The 15,822-nt window shown below is 61.6% G+C and carries 13 protein-coding genes and 1 other RNA gene; 6 read left to right on the plus strand and 8 right to left on the minus strand.

Going from position 1 to position 15,822, the window contains the following annotated elements:
• Positions 1-106: 106 nt before the first annotated feature.
• Positions 107-670 carry a DinB family protein gene (locus HJB82_RS25840; RefSeq protein WP_207581685.1) on the plus strand — a complete coding sequence of 188 codons (564 nt, stop codon included), beginning with the start codon at positions 107-109 and terminating at the stop codon, positions 668-670.
• Here the strand turns inward: HJB82_RS25840 and HJB82_RS25845 are convergent.
• Positions 667-2,049: a virulence factor family protein gene (locus tag HJB82_RS25845; protein ID WP_221141889.1), complete on the minus strand. Its 1,383-nt coding sequence runs from the start codon at positions 2,047-2,049 to the stop codon at positions 667-669. The two genes, HJB82_RS25840 and HJB82_RS25845, sit on opposite strands and share 4 nt — an antisense overlap.
• Positions 2,046-4,649, minus strand: a complete 2,604-nt coding sequence (mprF, locus tag HJB82_RS25850; protein WP_207581687.1) for a bifunctional lysylphosphatidylglycerol flippase/synthetase MprF — start codon at positions 4,647-4,649, stop codon at positions 2,046-2,048. Before mprF ends, HJB82_RS25845 begins: the two co-directional genes overlap by 4 nt.
• 237 nt (positions 4,650-4,886) lie before the next feature.
• On the opposite strand from mprF, the gene HJB82_RS25855 reads away from it, so the two are divergent.
• The gene (locus HJB82_RS25855) at positions 4,887-5,264 is read left to right on the plus strand and encodes a DoxX family protein (protein WP_207581688.1); all 378 of its coding nucleotides are present in this window, start codon (positions 4,887-4,889) and stop codon (positions 5,262-5,264) included.
• A gap of 5 nt (positions 5,265-5,269) precedes the next feature.
• Here HJB82_RS25855 and HJB82_RS25860 read toward each other — a convergent pair whose 3' ends face one another.
• From HJB82_RS25860 to HJB82_RS25870, 3 genes are all read right to left on the minus strand, one after another.
• Complete coding sequence (locus HJB82_RS25860; protein ID WP_221141891.1) at positions 5,270-7,381, minus strand: mechanosensitive ion channel family protein; 2,112 nt, start codon at positions 7,379-7,381, stop codon at positions 5,270-5,272.
• 197 nt (positions 7,382-7,578) lie between these two features.
• Positions 7,579-8,610 carry a phosphogluconate dehydrogenase (NAD(+)-dependent, decarboxylating) gene (gnd, locus tag HJB82_RS25865; RefSeq protein ID WP_207581690.1) on the minus strand — a complete coding sequence of 344 codons (1,032 nt, stop codon included), beginning with the start codon at positions 8,608-8,610 and terminating at the stop codon, positions 7,579-7,581.
• Between the two features lie 129 nt (positions 8,611-8,739).
• Positions 8,740-9,222: an SRPBCC domain-containing protein gene (locus HJB82_RS25870; protein WP_207581691.1), complete on the minus strand. Its 483-nt coding sequence runs from the start codon at positions 9,220-9,222 to the stop codon at positions 8,740-8,742.
• A gap of 71 nt (positions 9,223-9,293) precedes the next feature.
• Here HJB82_RS25870 and HJB82_RS25875 point away from each other — a divergent pair, with 71 nt between their 5' ends.
• From HJB82_RS25875 to HJB82_RS25885, 3 genes are all read left to right on the plus strand, one after another.
• Positions 9,294-9,626, plus strand: coding sequence for a helix-turn-helix transcriptional regulator (locus HJB82_RS25875; protein WP_207581692.1), 333 nt, complete (start codon positions 9,294-9,296; stop codon positions 9,624-9,626).
• Positions 9,627-9,771: 145 nt separating this feature from the next.
• On the plus strand, positions 9,772-10,755 hold the full coding sequence (locus HJB82_RS25880; protein ID WP_221131782.1) for an NAD(P)-dependent oxidoreductase: 984 nt from the start codon (positions 9,772-9,774) through the stop codon (positions 10,753-10,755).
• Positions 10,756-10,921: 166 nt separating this feature from the next.
• Positions 10,922-12,409, plus strand: coding sequence for an esterase-like activity of phytase family protein (locus HJB82_RS25885; RefSeq protein ID WP_207581694.1), 1,488 nt, complete (start codon positions 10,922-10,924; stop codon positions 12,407-12,409).
• 80 nt (positions 12,410-12,489) lie between these two features.
• On the opposite strand, the gene ssrS is transcribed toward HJB82_RS25885, so the two are convergent.
• The 3 genes from ssrS to HJB82_RS25900 all read right to left on the minus strand — a co-directional run bounded on the left by ssrS (position 12,490) and on the right by HJB82_RS25900 (position 13,496).
• Positions 12,490-12,648, minus strand: a non-coding RNA gene (gene ssrS / locus HJB82_RS25890) — 6S RNA.
• A 59-nt stretch (positions 12,649-12,707) separates the two neighbouring features.
• On the minus strand, positions 12,708-13,094 hold the full coding sequence (locus HJB82_RS25895; protein ID WP_221116399.1) for a cell division protein ZapA: 387 nt from the start codon (positions 13,092-13,094) through the stop codon (positions 12,708-12,710).
• Between the two features lie 126 nt (positions 13,095-13,220).
• A complete protein-coding gene (locus HJB82_RS25900) occupies positions 13,221-13,496 on the minus strand; it encodes a DUF4164 domain-containing protein (protein WP_037078920.1) in 276 nt (91 codons plus the stop codon).
• Positions 13,497-13,829: 333 nt separating this feature from the next.
• Between HJB82_RS25900 and tkt the strand changes: the two genes are divergently transcribed.
• A complete protein-coding gene (gene tkt, locus HJB82_RS25905; RefSeq protein ID WP_207581696.1) occupies positions 13,830-15,803 on the plus strand; it encodes a transketolase in 1,974 nt (657 codons plus the stop codon).
• Positions 15,804-15,822 lie beyond the last annotated feature (19 nt).

Raw genomic sequence — 15,822 nt, forward strand, 5'->3', positions numbered from 1 at the left:
TCTTATCACATCACGCTCTAACTCTTTAATGCAGAACAGGATCATTTTAGGCCGACCGGGCCTATAACCATCCTGTTCTAGAAGCACTTGAAGAGGAAAGCTGCCGATGCCGACCTTCGATCCCGTCAGGGCATTCCGCAAACTTGGCTATAACAACGCCCTTGCCAACCACCGTCTGCTTCAGACCTGCGCGGCACTGAAGCCCGGCGAATTCGAAGCGCCGCGCACAAGCTTCTTCCCCTCGATCAAGGAAACCTTGAACCACAATATCACGGTCGACTGGTTCTATGTCGACGGACTGGAAGGCGGCACGCTCGGCTACCAGGCCTTCGAGGTCGATGAACCTTTCGATGACGTTTCATCGTTGACCGAAGCGCAGGCCAAGGTTGATCAGCGCCTCACCGCACTTTGCGAGGCTCTGACGCCGGAGAGGCTCACCTCGACCATCAGCCTCCATCGCGGTGCCCGCATCCAGGAAGAGCGGATGGAAGACGTGCTCGCTCACCTCTTCCAGCACCAGACGCATCATCGCGGCCAGGTGCATGCGATGCTCTCCGGCACCAGCGTTGCTCCGCCACAGCTCGACGAATTCATCGTCGCCGACGATGCGCGGTTTCGCGGCGAGGAACTCGCCGAACTTGGCTGGAGCGAAGCGAAGCTGATGCGTTAATCCTGCAGGCGTCTTTTCAGACCGTCGATGATCGTCTTGGTAAGAAGGTCGTAATTCTCGTCGAAATGGTGGTCGCCGGGCAGTTCGATGACCTCGGCGCCGCTATCCTTCAATGCAGGACAGGCGACATCGTCATCGTCGTCCTTGCCGTAGATGCATTGCACGAGCTTTGGATCGACGTTCTTCAGATCGCTGACGGGATCGCCTCCGGCACCATCCGTTTTCTGGCCAAGCCAGCCGAGAACGGAGATGACGTAGTCGACCTGGTGCGAGAGCGACAGCAGCGATAATTGCGCCACCGCCGATTTTTCAGCTGGCTTGAGAAGCTGGTAGGTCGCCGGCACGACATCGGCGCCGAAGGAATATCCGACGAGCAGCACATGCTTCACCTTCCACTGCTTGCGGTAGAAATCGATGATCTTCGAAAGATCGGCGGCGGTCTCATCCGGCTTGCGTTCCGACCAGAAATAGTGAAGCGAATCGACGCCGACGACCGGAATGCCTTCCTTCTGCAGCGTGCCGCCGACCTCCTTGTCGATGTCGCGCCAGCCGCCGTCGCCCGAATAGATCACCGCCATCGTATCAAGGGCGGGGGTCGCCTCAAGGACCGCAAGCGGCAGGCCGAGCGGATTACCGAAGGCGCCGGAAGCGGTGACGAGATCGTCGAGCGTATCGGCAAACACCGTCTGCGCATCGTCGGTGGAATCGCGGATCTCGATCGCGGCATGGACCCTCTTCAGCGCTTCGGCATGCGCCTTGCCATCCTTGGCGGCATTGGGCGTGAAGACGGTGACGATCGGATCCGGCAGGGCACCGTCGCTGAGGCCATACATGATACGCTGGCCGACGACCTTCTTGGAAGCCGGCGTGCAAAGCTCTTTGGCAAGCGGAATGCCGGCGACCGGATCGACGGCAAGTGTCTGGCCGATCGTCGCATCCGGTGTCTGCGCGGCAATCGCCAGCGCTAAGGCCCCGCCCTCGCCGATGCCGGCGACGATCGGCAGGTGATAGGCATTGTTGCCGGTCGCGCGCTGGACCCGCTGGCTCAGAGATTCGATGTCCGAAACCATGTAGACGCAGCCATCGTTGAGGCTGACGTCATATTGGCTGAGCGCCTGGATATAGGAGGGAAAGTCGACGCCGATGACGACGGCGCCTTCGGCGACCAGCCTGTCGGCCTCCGCCTTCTCATAGTCGCCCCAACCGGCGGCATCCGAGATCAGCATCACCGTGCCCTTTACCTCCCCTTCCGGAAGGAAGATGTGCGGTGACGGGATGAGCCCGGTTTCAAAGCTCTGCGTGGTCTCCTCGGCGGCGTCAGCTGGTGCGGCCGCGAGCATGCAGGCGCATGCTGCGGCAAGAAGGAATGTCCTGATCATTTTCTCACTACCCCTTTCAATCCGCCCCCGATCAGAAATGTCGCGTCCATCAACGCGATCATCGGATTGCCCCCTCCAGAGACCGCAAGATAGCGCGGTTGCCAGTGCGGATGAAACTTTGATTTGAATGCCCGAAGGCCTTTGAAGTTGTAGAAGCGCTCGCCATGTTCGAAGACGGTGCTGCCGATGCGGTCCCAGACAGGCGCCGCCTCGCGTTTCGACATGCCCGAAAGGGGCGCCATGCCAAGATTGAAGTGGGTGAAACCCTCGCCGCGCAGATATTCCATGATCTGCACGAAGAGAAAGTCCATCGAGCCCTTCGGCGCATCCGGCGAGAAGCGCATGAGATCGATCGTGCCTTCCTGCCTGGATTCGGTCACGAGGATATTGGCGAAAGCGACGATCATGCCGTCCTTTTTCAGGATGCCGACCGGTTGGGAGGAGACGTAGTCAGGATCGAAGGCGCCGAGCGAAAAGCCCTTTTCCTTGGCGTTGTGATGCTCGAGCCAGGCCGTGGAAACGGCGGAGAGGTCATCGATGACCGAGGGCACATCCTCAGGGACGACGACGGCAAATTCCAGCCCGTCGCGCTGGGCACGACTTGCCGTCTGGCGAAGGTTCGCCCATTTGCCGCCCTTCATCTCGAAGGCCCTCAGATCGGTCACTGCCAGTTCGCCGAGCTTGAAGGCGCGAAGGCCGGCATCGGCGCAAGGAGAAAGCAGCGACGGCGAAATCTGATAGAACACGGCCCGGCAGCCGGCGGCGCGCGCCGCTTCGACGAAACGCCAGACGAGCTCCTGCACGGCGCGATGTTCGCCGACCGGGTCGAACAGCGCGATCCAGGACCGGCCCTGCCGACCATACATGATGAAGGCGTCACCCTTTTCCGAGAACATGATGCTCTTGTCGCCCATGCGCACCAGATTGGCGTCGGCATTGCCCTGCTTGGCGACAATCTCGACGGCACGCTCTAGCGCCTCCTCCGTCGCCGGTTCCGGCCGGAAGGTCGCCGGCCGAAGCAGGCTGAAGACGGCGATCGCCGACGAGATGATGGTGATGCCGAGAACAGCGCGCAGTCCGCGCGGCGCTTCGGCAGTGAATTCGAACTGCCACCAGAGCTGGTTGCTGTATTCGACATCGCGATAGACGAAGAGCAGAATGACGACGGCGCCGACGACAATGACGGCAATCGCCATCAGCCAGGACGCCGTCAGCGCCTGGTTGAGCAGCGAGGCATGGCGGGTAAAAAGCCGCCGGCTGACGAAGAGCCCGAAGATGAGGAAGGCGAGAAACGCGGCTTCGACCAGCGCGATCGCCTTCAGCAGCGACAAGGTCAGTGCGGCAAGGGCGGAGAACACCGCGACCCACCAGGCGCCGTCGAGCCGCTGGCCGAGGCCGCGCGCCGCAACGACGAGCGCAAGCCCCAGCAGGCTGGAAAGGAAATGCGCCCCTTCCACCATCGGCAGCGGCAGATAGTTGGAGAGGAATTCGAGGTTCTGGTCCGGTGTCGGCGTGACGCTCGAAAAGATCAGCATGACGCCGAGCAGCAGGGCGAGAGCCGACAGCAGCTGCGGCATCAGCCTTCCGCCGATGCGCCGCACGCTGGAAGCGGCCGGATGATCGACGAAACGGCGTAGCTCCGTCGCCGACACCGCGAGCACGGCGATCAGCAGCGGCAGCACATGGTACACCAGCCGGTAAAGTACCAGCGATCCGAGCACGGCATCGATGTTCACGGCGCTGCCGAGTGACGCGATAATCACGGTCTCGAACACGCCGAGCCCGGCCGGAACGTGGCTGAGCACCCCGAGACCGACCGCGATCGCATAGACGGCAAGGAAGACCGGCCAGCCGATTGCCGTCTGCGGCAGCAGCACGTAGAGCACCGACGCCGAAGCGGCGATATCGAAGGCGGTGACGAGGAACTGCCGCGACCAGGTGCGCGAATCCGGCAGGCGGATTGCCACGGGACCGAGGTCGAGCACGCGCCCGTCACGGCCGATGATCATCACTGCGCCCAGAATGGCGACGATCGAACCGGCGGCCAACCGCAACAGGAAGGGGCTGACGCCGATGAGCGGACCGATCTCATCGGCGATGATGATGAGGGCGATCGCCCCGACCCCCGCAAGCCCGAGACCGAAGGAGAGTGTGACGAAGGCGATGATGCGGCCGATATCTTCGGGCGAAAGCCCCAGGCGCGTATAGGCGCGATAGCGGATCGCGCCGCCGGAAAGCGCGCCGAAGCCCGCGGTATTGCCGACGGCATAGGCACTGAACGCCGTCAGCGCCACATGCGGGAAAGGCAGCTTTTTGCCGATATATTCTATCGCGTTGAGATCGTAGAAGATCAGCGAGAGGAAGCTTAGGGCCGTGAAGAACAACGCAAGCAGGATAGCGCTCGGTCTGGTCGCCGCCAGCGCATCGACAACGTCGTCATAGCGCACCTCGTTGGTGAGCTGCATGATCGCATAACCGACGAGGCAGAAGACCACGAGTGTCGCCGCTGCCGTCAGCGGCGTTCTGTAACGCCTGAACAATCCGCGAAAAGAAAATCCGTCCGCGTCTTCCATCTCTTTCAAATTGTCGTGACCCGACATCTCTTATCCTGCTGCAATTGCCAGCTCGGCGGGAATCATTTTTGAAAGACGTAACATGACAGCCATATAAGCTCCATGAAGCCGTGCCGCCGCTACCCCAGCCCCGCCGCCTTGGCCTCCATCACCCTCAATTGGGGCGAATTTGCGCAGGCGAGCGTGACGGCACATTGCATTTTCGTAAGCTTCGGGCGAGCTTGACCCTTGCCGGAGATTTGAGATGCGGGAGAACAGTTCGATATGCATGATGGCCCGGCGCTGATGATGATCGTCCTCGGCCGTCTGTTGCTGGGCGGCATCTATGTCGCTGGCGGCATTCATCATTTTTTCGTCATCGTGCCGCTGACCGACGCGATCGAGGCCCGCGGCGTCCCTCTTGCGAAATCGGTGCTGCTCTCGGGCAGCATGTTCCAGATCGTTGCCGGCCTCCTGCTGATGCTGGGCCTCTTCGTCACGGCGGCGGCATTCGGTCTCATCCTCTTCACTCTTGCCGCCACGATCATGCTGCTGAATTTCTGGGATATGCAGGGAACGGCCCGCGATAGCGCGATCAACACCTGGAAAACCAACATGGCGATCATCGGCGGCCTGTTGATTACAGCCGCCGGTGCAATGTGAGGCGGCTATGCCGCCGGCTCGCCATTCGCCCGCGCATGGGCGGCGTAGCGGGCGACGGCAGCATCGACCTCCGCATCGCGATCACCCGCCACCTGCACCGTCGGCACGGCGAATTCGATGCCGTTCTCCTTGAAGGCATTGCGGATCATCGCCAGCGCATTGCGGCGGATGACGAATTGCTCGCCGGGTTTCGTCATCATCGACAGCCGGATTTCGATCGCGAATTCGCCGAACTGCTCGACACCCTTCATCTTCAGCGTCTCGATGATATGAGGGCCGAATTCCGGATTTTCGAGCAGCGTCTGGCCGATCTGCTTGATCACCTTCTTCGCCTTGACCAGATCGGTGTCGTATTTGACGTTGAGGCTGATCTTGTCGATCGTCCAGTCGCGGTTGAGGTTCTTCACCGCGCCGAGTTCGCCGAATGGCACCGTCGTCAGCGGCCCGCGATGATGTCTGAGCTTCACCGAGCGCAGGCTGAAAGCCTCGACCACGCCCTTGTGGCTGCCGCTTTCGATATATTCGCCGATACGGAAGGCATCGTCCCAGAGATAGAACATGCCGCTGATGACGTCCTTGACGATCGTCTGCGCACCGAAGCCGACCGCGACGCCGACGACGCCCGCGCCGGCTATCAACGGCCCGATCTCGATGCCGAGGCCGGAGAGCACCATCAAAGCGGCGATGACGGCGATGACGACGGCAAGGATATTGCGGAAGATCGGCAGCAGCGTCAGGATCCGTGCGCGTTTGGCCTTCTCTTCGTCCGTTGCTCCGCCATCCACGGATGAATCGAGCAGCTTGCCGTCGATATAGGCCTTTATGACATGCCAGAGAAGATCGGCGGCAAGCAGGATGACGATGCCGCCGATGACGCCGCGCGCGATCTTGTCGACCATGGTGTCGCCGGCGGCCATCGTATCGGCGCCGACGCCGAGCATGCGCCCGAGCCAGATGGCGGCAATGGCAATGATCAGCGCCCGCACACCGCGGTCGAGCAACACGGCCGCAATGCGGCGCGTGGCCAGGAAGCTTGCTTCGGTCTGCTGCAGCGATTTTACCGCAATCGTCGAGACGGCAAGCACGCGCGGCAGCAGCAGCACATAGATGCCGAGCCAGAGCAGCCAATTGAAGCCTGCGACCCAGAGGCTCCAGAGCAACAGGAAATAAACGATGAGCGCCCAGGAGGTCCCGTGACCGCGCTTCTCATCCTTGTGCGGCCGCGACCAGACCGCTTCGATCGCAATCAACAGCAGGCCGATGCCGAGGATATAACCGACGAGGAGCCGCACACTCGCGGAATAGCCAAGCGGCTCCATCGACTGGATCACCGCCCAGCCAAGCATGAAATAGATGACGAAGGTCGCGCAACGGCGGTACCAGAAGAGCGCAACGGCACGCCCCGGCATCGTCGGGGCGGTGATGCCCTGTCGTTCTTCTTCGGCCCGCGCCAGCCCGATGAGATCGACCAGCACGCCGCCGAGGCAGATCGTGAAGCGTTGCACGATGAGCGCGACGACGCAGACGATCGCGATGCTCTGGCTAAGCGGTGGCCAGCCGAGGCTGAGAAGCGCAAGCACCGTTGCCGCCGCGAAGATCAACGCCGGGATGACGCGCGGCGCCAAATGCATGCCGGCCATCTCAGCCAGGCGACGCCGGCGACGGCGGAAGGCATAACGGGCAATGCTCTCGACAATAGCGCCGAACAGGAAGATCGCCAGGAACTGCGCCACCATGCGCGACCAGCCGTTCGCGGCGATCTCACCGAAGAACAGCGAGGATGCATTGCCGATCTGAAAGGGTAGCGTCATCGCTGCATCGGAGACCATCGAGACGTGCCGGCGGGCATGCTGCAATAGGCCTGACAGCACCGACATCTGATCCGCAGCCGCGGAACCGCCCGCAGGTGCTGTCGCCATCTGGTTCGACATCCACTGCTTGACTTCAGGTTTCTGCATGAGCTCCATCATCTCACGCACTTCGGCCGGCGGACCTGCTGCGGCAGGAACCGAAGATGGGCTCTGCGCCGCTCCTGGGGAAACTGCCGCAGCAAGCGTCGACAGCGCCATTGTCCAGAATAGGGCGACCCTGAATATCCCTGCCATGTCACGCTTCATTGCCGCCCTCCGATGGAGCGCCGGCCGCCGACACAAGGCGAGGCGGACGTCTCCCGATAGCAATGGAATAGCCGCGACCGATGCCGGCAGCAAGGAGGGCGAAAGCGAAGACCGTGAGGAAAGGCCGGCAGTTTTATGGCCGCCGCCCTCGCCACACCAGGTCACAATGCGAAAACGGGCGCGCACGACGCCTGACTTCACGATTTGGCGGCCGGCTTTTCCACGTGGCCACCAAAGCCCGCCCGCATCGCCGACAGCACCTTGTTGGCGAATTCGTCGTTGTCGCGCGAGGAGAAGCGGCCGTAGAGCGCAGCACTCAGCACCGGTGTCGGCACGCTTTCGTCGATTGCCGCCATGATCGTCCAGCGGCCCTCGCCGCTGTCGGAGACGCGGCCGGCATATTTCGACAGCGAGGGGTCGGCATGCAGCGCATCGGCTGTCAGATCGAGCAGCCAGGAGGTGATGACGCTGCCGCGGCGCCAGACTTCGGCGACATCCTGCAGGTTGAAGTCGTATTGGAAATGTTCGGGATGGGCAAGCGGCGCGGTTTCCGCGTCGGCCACATGCGAGGCAGCGCCGATATTGGCGTGTTGCAGGATATTGAGACCCTCGGCATAGGCGGCCATCAGGCCATATTCGATGCCGTTATGCACCATCTTGACGAAATGACCGGCTCCATGCGGGCCGCAATGCAGGTAGCCCTGTTCCGCGGTGCTGGCCGCAGCCGCTTCGGCGGTGCGGTTCGGCGAGGCTTCCGTCGTGCCGGCGCCGGGCGCCAGCGTCGCGAAGATTGGGGATAGATGCTGGACGGTGCCCTTTTCGCCACCGATCATCAGGCAATAACCGCGCTCCAGGCCGAAGACGCCACCGCTGGTGCCGACATCGACATAGTGGATGCCCTTGGTGATAAGTTCGGCGCCGCGGCGGATATCGTCGTGGTAATACGAGTTGCCGCCGTCGATGACGATGTCGCCGTTCTGCAGCAGCGGCATCAGGCTCGCCAGCACCTTGTCGACGATCGCCGCCGGCAGCATCAGCCAGATTGCCCTGGGATGGGTGAGCTTCGAGACGAACTCTTCGAGCGAAGCGCTGCCGGTCGCACCGAGGCCCGCGAGTTCGGCAACGCTTTCCGGCCTGGCGTCGTAGACGACGCATTCGTGACCGCCCCGCATCAACCGCTGGACCATGTAGTTGCCCATGCGGCCCAAACCAACCATGCCAAGCTGCATAATAAAATCTCCTGGAAATCGAGATGAAGTATCGAATCCGGAAATTAGCACCCGCAGTGTGACAGGCAAGCGAAGTCTGGCCCCTATGGGCGAATGCGACGATTGCGCCGCCGATCTCCTTGAGGTTCGTCAGACATCCGGCGCGCTGGCCGGCTCTCCCTTCATTTCGCTGAGGAACATGCCCTCGCGCAGATTGATGCCATATTCGATAAAAGCCTTCATGCAGCAGAGCATCTGAGTCCAGCCCTCGCAGTTTAGATAGCTGCCGCGCCGGCCGGCATCGTCCTCGCGCCAGCCGGTCTCGGCGATGGTCACCAAGGTGCCGCCATCCTCCAGCGGCTTGAAATTCATCTCCACCGACGTCTTATAGGTCGTCTTGTCGTCGTCGGTGCCGCCATCCCAGCGGAGCACGATGCGGCTTTCCGGCACGAGTTCGACCACCTCCACTTGGGCGTCCTTCCACCAGGTCACCGTCGTGCCCTTGACGAGCGGTGCGCTCGCCCCGCCGATCGTGGTGAAATAGCTGCTGAGCTTCTTTGGGTTAACGACGGCGTCAAATACCTCTGCGACGGGACGGCCGATGCGGCCGGAAACACGGATTCCGAGAGACATGGCACTTCTCCTCTTCTCCATTATGCTCGTATTCCATTGTACTCGGATCCATTATGTTATAAAACCATAACATGTCAAGCGAATCGACCGACGACCCCGTTTTCAAGGCGCTGGCGCATCATCGCCGCCGCGAAATCCTCGACCTGCTCAAGGATGCCCCCCGCACCACAGGGACGCTCTGCGAGATGTTTCCGCAAATGGACCGCTGCACGGTGATGCAGCATCTGAAAGTGCTGGAGGAAGCCGATCTGGTCATCGCCCGGAAGGAAGGCCGCGAACGCTGGAACCACCTGAACAGCCTGCCGATCAAGCACATCCATGACCGCTGGATCAGCGCTTACGCCGGCCACGCTCTATCGATCCTCGACCGGTTGAGGAGCGATCTCGAAGGCCAGACGGAATAATGATCCGGCGGTCGAACAGCTTGCTTCCCGGCCCCTTGTCAGAGCATCGGCTGAGCCTGCAGCTTTCCTGCATGCTCATGCATAAATCATGCGTTGTCCGCAAACGTCAGTCTTTATAGCCTCCGCCGCCGAAGGAGAGGATGCAATGACGATACTGGTGACGGGAAGCGCCGGCCATCTCGGCGAGGCGCTGATGCGCAGCCTGCGAGCGCAAGACCGGACGGCGCGCGGAATCGATATCAAACCCTCAGCGTCCACCGACATGGTCGGCTCGATCGCTGATCGCGCTTTCATCCGGCAGGCGATGTCGGACATCCGCCACGTCGTCCATGCCGCCACACTGCACAAGCCGCATGTGGCGACCCACGGCAATCGCGATTTCCTCGACACCAATGTCGGCGGCACGCTGAACCTGCTCGAAGAGGCGGTCGCCGCGGGCGTTGCAAGCTTCGTCTTCACCAGCACCACCAGCGCCTTCGGTGCGGCATTGACGCCGGCCGCCGGCGAACCGGCGGCATGGGTGACCGAGGACATGCTTCCAGTCGCGAAAAACATCTACGGCGTGACGAAACTCGCCGCCGAAGGTCTGTGCGAATTCTTCGCCCGCAACTCCGGCCTGCCGGTCGTCATTCTCAGGACATCGCGCTTCTTTCCCGAAATCGACGACGATCCTCACATTCGCGGCGGCTATTCGGCAGAGAATGCCCATGCCAACGAGCTTCTTCACCGCCGCGTCGATATCGCCGATGTGGTCCGCGCCCATCTGCTGGCGCTCGACAAGGCGCCGGCAATCGGCTTCGGCCGCTACATCGTCTCCGCCACGACGCCGTTTTCGGCGACCGATCTCGTCGCGATCCGGCACGACGCGTCTCTTGTCGTCGAACGACTGTTTCCGGGTGCAGGCGCTCTCTATGCATCACGCGGGTGGACGATGTCCCCGACGCTCGACCGTGTCTATGTCAACGCTCGCGCAAGGCGGGAACTGGGCTGGCAGCCCCGATATGATTTCCAACTCGTACTCGATTGCCTGCGCGACAACAGGGAATGGCGCAGCCCCTTGGCGCTGGACGTCGGCTCGAAATTCTACCACGACGAGGTCTTTGCCGAAGGGCCTTATCCGGCCGGGTAAGCAGCAAACTGGAATGCGGACACGCGGATGCCCGACATTCTCTCGGCATGGCCTTTTCGCTGCAAAGCGTCATCCAGATATCATGATCCCGTCATAGACCGTCTGCGGTGTCCGGCCTGCCGGCGGAAGCCGTTTCGAGAGCGCTTTTGACCGAGAGGGTATTTTCATGAAAAACGTCAGACCATATGCATCGCGGCTGTTCGCCGCGGTTCTTGCCGCATCCGCCGCCGTTCCGGCCGTCGCAATGGCCGAGAATTCCGCCACCGCCGGCGGCCTCACCTTCATCAACAAAGGCCTGGTCAGCATCGGCCGCATCCCGGCCAACCAACGCGACAAATTCGGTGAGACCTTCGGTTCCGGCTCTGGCATGGCGATCGATCCAACCGCCTGGAGCCGCGACGGCGCCAGCTACAAGGGCATGCTCTACCTGCTGCCCGACCGGGGTTACAATGTCACCGGCACAGTCGACTACCGCCCGCGCCTGAACACCATCGCGATCAGCCTCACGCCGGTTGCTCCGGGCGCAACACCCGAGGCCGGCAAGGAGCAGTCCGGCGTCGACGCAAAGCTTGTCGATTCCATGCTCTTTGTCGATGACAAGGGCGCTGACATGACCGGTCTCGATCCGGAATCCGGCGTGCGCGTCGCTGCCGGCAATTTTCCGCCGCTGCCGCAGGCTGTAAACGGCAAGATCGCGCTCGACAATGAAGCCATCATCCGCATGGCCGACGGCACCATGTTCGTCAGCGACGAATACGGCCCTTATATCTACCGCTTCGTAGCCGACGGCCACCTGCTCTCGGCGACCCAGCCGCCGAAGGCGCTTTTGCCGATGCGCAAGGGCGCGCTGAGCTTCGCCTCCAACAATCCCGGCCCCGGCGCCTCCGCTCCTGATCCGAAGGATCCGGAGACCGGACGCCAGAACAACCAGGGGCTCGAAGGCATGGCAATGACGCCGGACGGCAAGTTCATCATATCAGTGCTGCAGTCGGCCACCCGCCAGGACGGCGGCGATTCCAGCTCGACCCGTCAGAATACCCGCGCCATGATCTATGACGCCGCCGATCCCGATCATCTGAAGCTGGTGCATGAATATGTTGTGCCGCTGCCGGTCTTCAAAGATGCCAAGGACAAGACGGTGATCGCCGCCGAGAGCGAAATCGTCGCCCTGTCCGACAAGACCTTCCTGATGCTCGCCCGCGACAGCGGCAACGGCCAGGGCCTGAAGGGCGACACCTCGCTCTACCGCAAGATCAACATCGTCGACCTCTCCGATGCGACCGATATCGCCGGCAGCGATTTCGATGCCGACAAGCCGATCGCGCCGAAGGGCGTCGTCGATCCCTCGCTGACGACGGCGACGCTGACGCCCTTCATCGACATCAACAACAAGGCCGACCTTGCTCGCTTCGGCCTGCACAACGGTGCGCCGAACGACAAGAACAACCTGTCGGAAAAATGGGAAGCCATGGGTCTTGCAAGCGTTCTCGACCCGAACCTGCCGGACGACTACTTCCTGTTCCTCGCCAATGACAACGACTTCTTGACACAGGATGGTTTCCAAGTCGGTGCGGCTTACAAAGCGGACGGCGGTGCCGATGTCGACACGTTGTTCCAGGTCTTCCAGATCACCCTTCCAGGTCTGAAAAAATAGCGGACGCGCTGAACAGGGCGGACGCGTAAACCGCGTTCGCCCGGTCGGTCCGGCGCCGTCGAAGGGGAGGGAAGGGAAAGGTGCGATCCACGACAACCGATGGATGTTTACGATCCTGGGTGCCTACAAACGTAGGTGGGCGCCGTGTGTCCAGGCCCACGGGCCTAGCCAGGGACAGCTCCCTTTGGATCGAGTATGGCCCCAGGGATTGTGGTTCCTGTCGAGAGGCGCAGACCGCATCGCGATATATAAGGTCGTTTGCGCCAGCGCGCCAGTGGCGGCGGCACGTCGTCGTTATTTAATTCAGATCCATTGAGTTCGGGGCGGGCCGTCCGTTCAGCTTGTCGGTGATTCCGCGAATCCGACTTGAAACCTCGCTGAGCGCCGCCGCGAGATTTTCTTCGGTGCGGGCGGTGGCCGCAAGCACCGTGTCGCGGTTGCCGCGCAGCGACTCGAGCTCGGATTCGAGCCCGGCGACGCGGCGCGTCAACTCGGAAATCTCGTCCATGATCATGATACCGGCCATGACGGTGATCCTGAGATCGCCGATTTCCCCGAACTGCCCCTTGAGATGGCCGACATAGCGGTCGAAACTGGTCGCCAGATCGGTCAGGTGGTCCTCCTGCCCTTCCTCGCAGGCCATGCGATAGGCCTTGCCGTCGATCGTTACCGTCACCTGCGCCATGCCAAACTCTTTCTACGAGAGCATGATGCCGAAAGGTATGAGCGGTTTTCGGACGACATCATGCTTAACGCTTAAATGAGAACAGGATTCAGATTTTGGGCCAACTTGGCCTAAAATCATCCTGTTCTAGCGATCCAGAACCGCGCGGATCGTTTCCATGGCCGTCACCAGCCGCCGCGATACCTCGCGGTTGACTTCCTCAAGCCGGTTTGCGCGGAATTCGGCCTGGTCGAGCTCCTGCGCCAGCCGCGAACGGTCGGCGTGCACGCGCCGCACCTCGCCCTCGATCTCGCCCTGCTCGCGCTGCCGCTCGACGCGCATGTCGACGGCATTTTCGAGGCCCGAAATCGCCTGTCTCAATTCGTTGAGCGCTGCTTCCATGGTTTTGCCTGTGGGCATCATGCCTTCCCGATTCCCGCGCAGGATCCGCGAATCGGCACGCCGCGCCGATCCTGCGATTTAAAAAGGATATGCAGCTCGCCGACGGCCCGTCAATAAATCCTGTCACTTGCCTACCGGCCTATCCTGTGGATGAGCGTTTTACACATGCCGACGATAGGTGATTTGTCATTTGTACAATCGCGCGATCAAATGTCAAAAATTGCCATTGCCCGCCCGGATTTGGCTTGCCATTTATTGACTTGCCCGCCCCAACTGCTATGTCTCTGCCGCTTTCACTCGATGGTCTTGGAGGCTCGAGGCCATCCCCCGACACCCGGAACTTGCGGAAAAGCCATGACCTCTCCCGAACAACACGACCGGATGGCGAATGCAATCCGTTTTCTCGCCATGGACGCCGTTGAAAAAGCGAACTCCGGCCACCCCGGCATGCCGATGGGCATGGCTGATGTGGCAACGGTCCTGTTCACCAAATATCTGAAGTTCGATCCGAAGAAGCCGCACTGGCCGAACCGCGATCGCTTCGTACTCTCGGCCGGCCATGGCTCGATGCTGCTCTATTCGCTGCTGTATTTGACCGGTTATCCTGACATGACTATCGAAGATCTGAAGCAGTTCCGTCAGCTCGGCTCGAAGACTGCCGGTCATCCGGAATACGGTCACGCGACCGGCATCGAAACGACGACCGGTCCGCTCGGCCAGGGTATTGCCAATTCCGTCGGCATGGCGATTGCCGAACGCAAGATGCGCGAGGAATTCGGCGCCGATCTTCAGGATCACTATACCTATGCGATCTGCGGCGACGGCTGCCTGATGGAGGGCATCAGCCACGAAGCCATCGCGCTCGCCGGCCACCTGAAGCTCAACAAGCTCGTTCTGTTCTGGGACAACAACTCGATCACCATCGACGGCGCCGTGTCTCTCTCGGATTCCACCGATCAGGTCGCCCGTTTCAAGGCCGTTCATTGGAACACGATCGAGATCGACGGTCACGATCAGGCTGCCGTCGCCGAAGCGATCGAGGCTGCCCACAAGTCCGACCGGCCGACCTTCATCGCCTGCAAGACGATCATCGGCTTCGGCGCCCCGAACAAGCAGGGCACCCATAAGGTCCACGGCAACCCGCTTGGTGCCGAGGAAATCGCCGCCACGCGCAAGGCGCTGAACTGGGAATCTGAGCCCTTCGTCATCCCGTCGGACGTCTTGGATACCTGGCGTGCAGCCGGCGCCCGCTCCGTCGATCTCGTCAACGCCTGGGAACAGGGTCTGGCCAAGGCTCCGGCCAAGGCCGAATTCACCCGCCGCATGGCAGGCGAGCTGCCGGAAGGCTTCGATGCCGCAATCAGCGCCTTCAAGAAGAAGCTTGCCGAGACCAAGCCGACCGTTGCCACTCGCAAGGCTTCGGAAGACGCGCTCGAGGTCATCAACGGCTTCCTGCCGGAAACGCTCGGCGGCTCCGCCGACCTGACGCCGTCGAACAACACCAAAACCAGCCAGATGCACTCGATCACGCCGACGGATTTCGCCGGCCGTTACATGCATTGGGGCATCCGCGAGCACGGCATGGCCTCTGCGATGAACGGCATTGCGCTGCACGGCGGACTGATCCCGTATAGCGGCGGCTTCCTGATCTTCACGGATTATTGCCGCCCGCCGATCCGCCTTGCTTCGCTGATGGGCATCCGTGTCATCCATGTCCTGACGCATGACTCGATCGGCGTCGGCGAAGACGGCCCGACGCACCAGCCGGTCGAACAGCTCGCCGGTCTGCGTGCCATCCCGAACCTGATGATCTTCCGTCCGGCCGACGCCACGGAAACGGCGGAATGCTGGCAGATCGCCATCAAGACGCACAACCGTCCTTCGGGCCTTGCTCTGACGCGCCAGAACCTCACTGCGTCTCGCACCGAATACAGCGAAAAGAACCTCTGCGAACAGGGCGCTTATACGCTGGCCGGCAATGCCGACGCCAAAGTGACGATCTTCGCCTCCGGTTCAGAAGTCGAAATCGCCGTCGCCGCCCGCGCAGCCCTTGAAGCCAAGGGTGTCACGGTGCGCGTCGTATCGGTTCCCTGCACGGAACTGTTCTTCGAGCAGCCGGACGCCTATCGCAAGGAAATCCTCGGCAACTCACCGGTAAAGATTGCCGTCGAAGCCGCCGTCCGCGAAGGCTGGGATGCCTTTATCGGACCGGAAGGCACTTTCGTCGGTATGAAGGGCTTCGGCGCTTCCGGCCCGGTGAAGGACGTTTATAAGCATTTCGGCATCACCACCGACGCCGTCGTTGCGGCCGCGGAAGCAAAGCTTTAATGAGGGCGCCTTGAGGCGC

The sequence above is a fragment of the Rhizobium sp. NZLR10 genome (genome assembly GCF_019685125.1).
Taxonomy (GTDB): Bacteria; Pseudomonadota; Alphaproteobacteria; order Rhizobiales; family Rhizobiaceae; genus Rhizobium.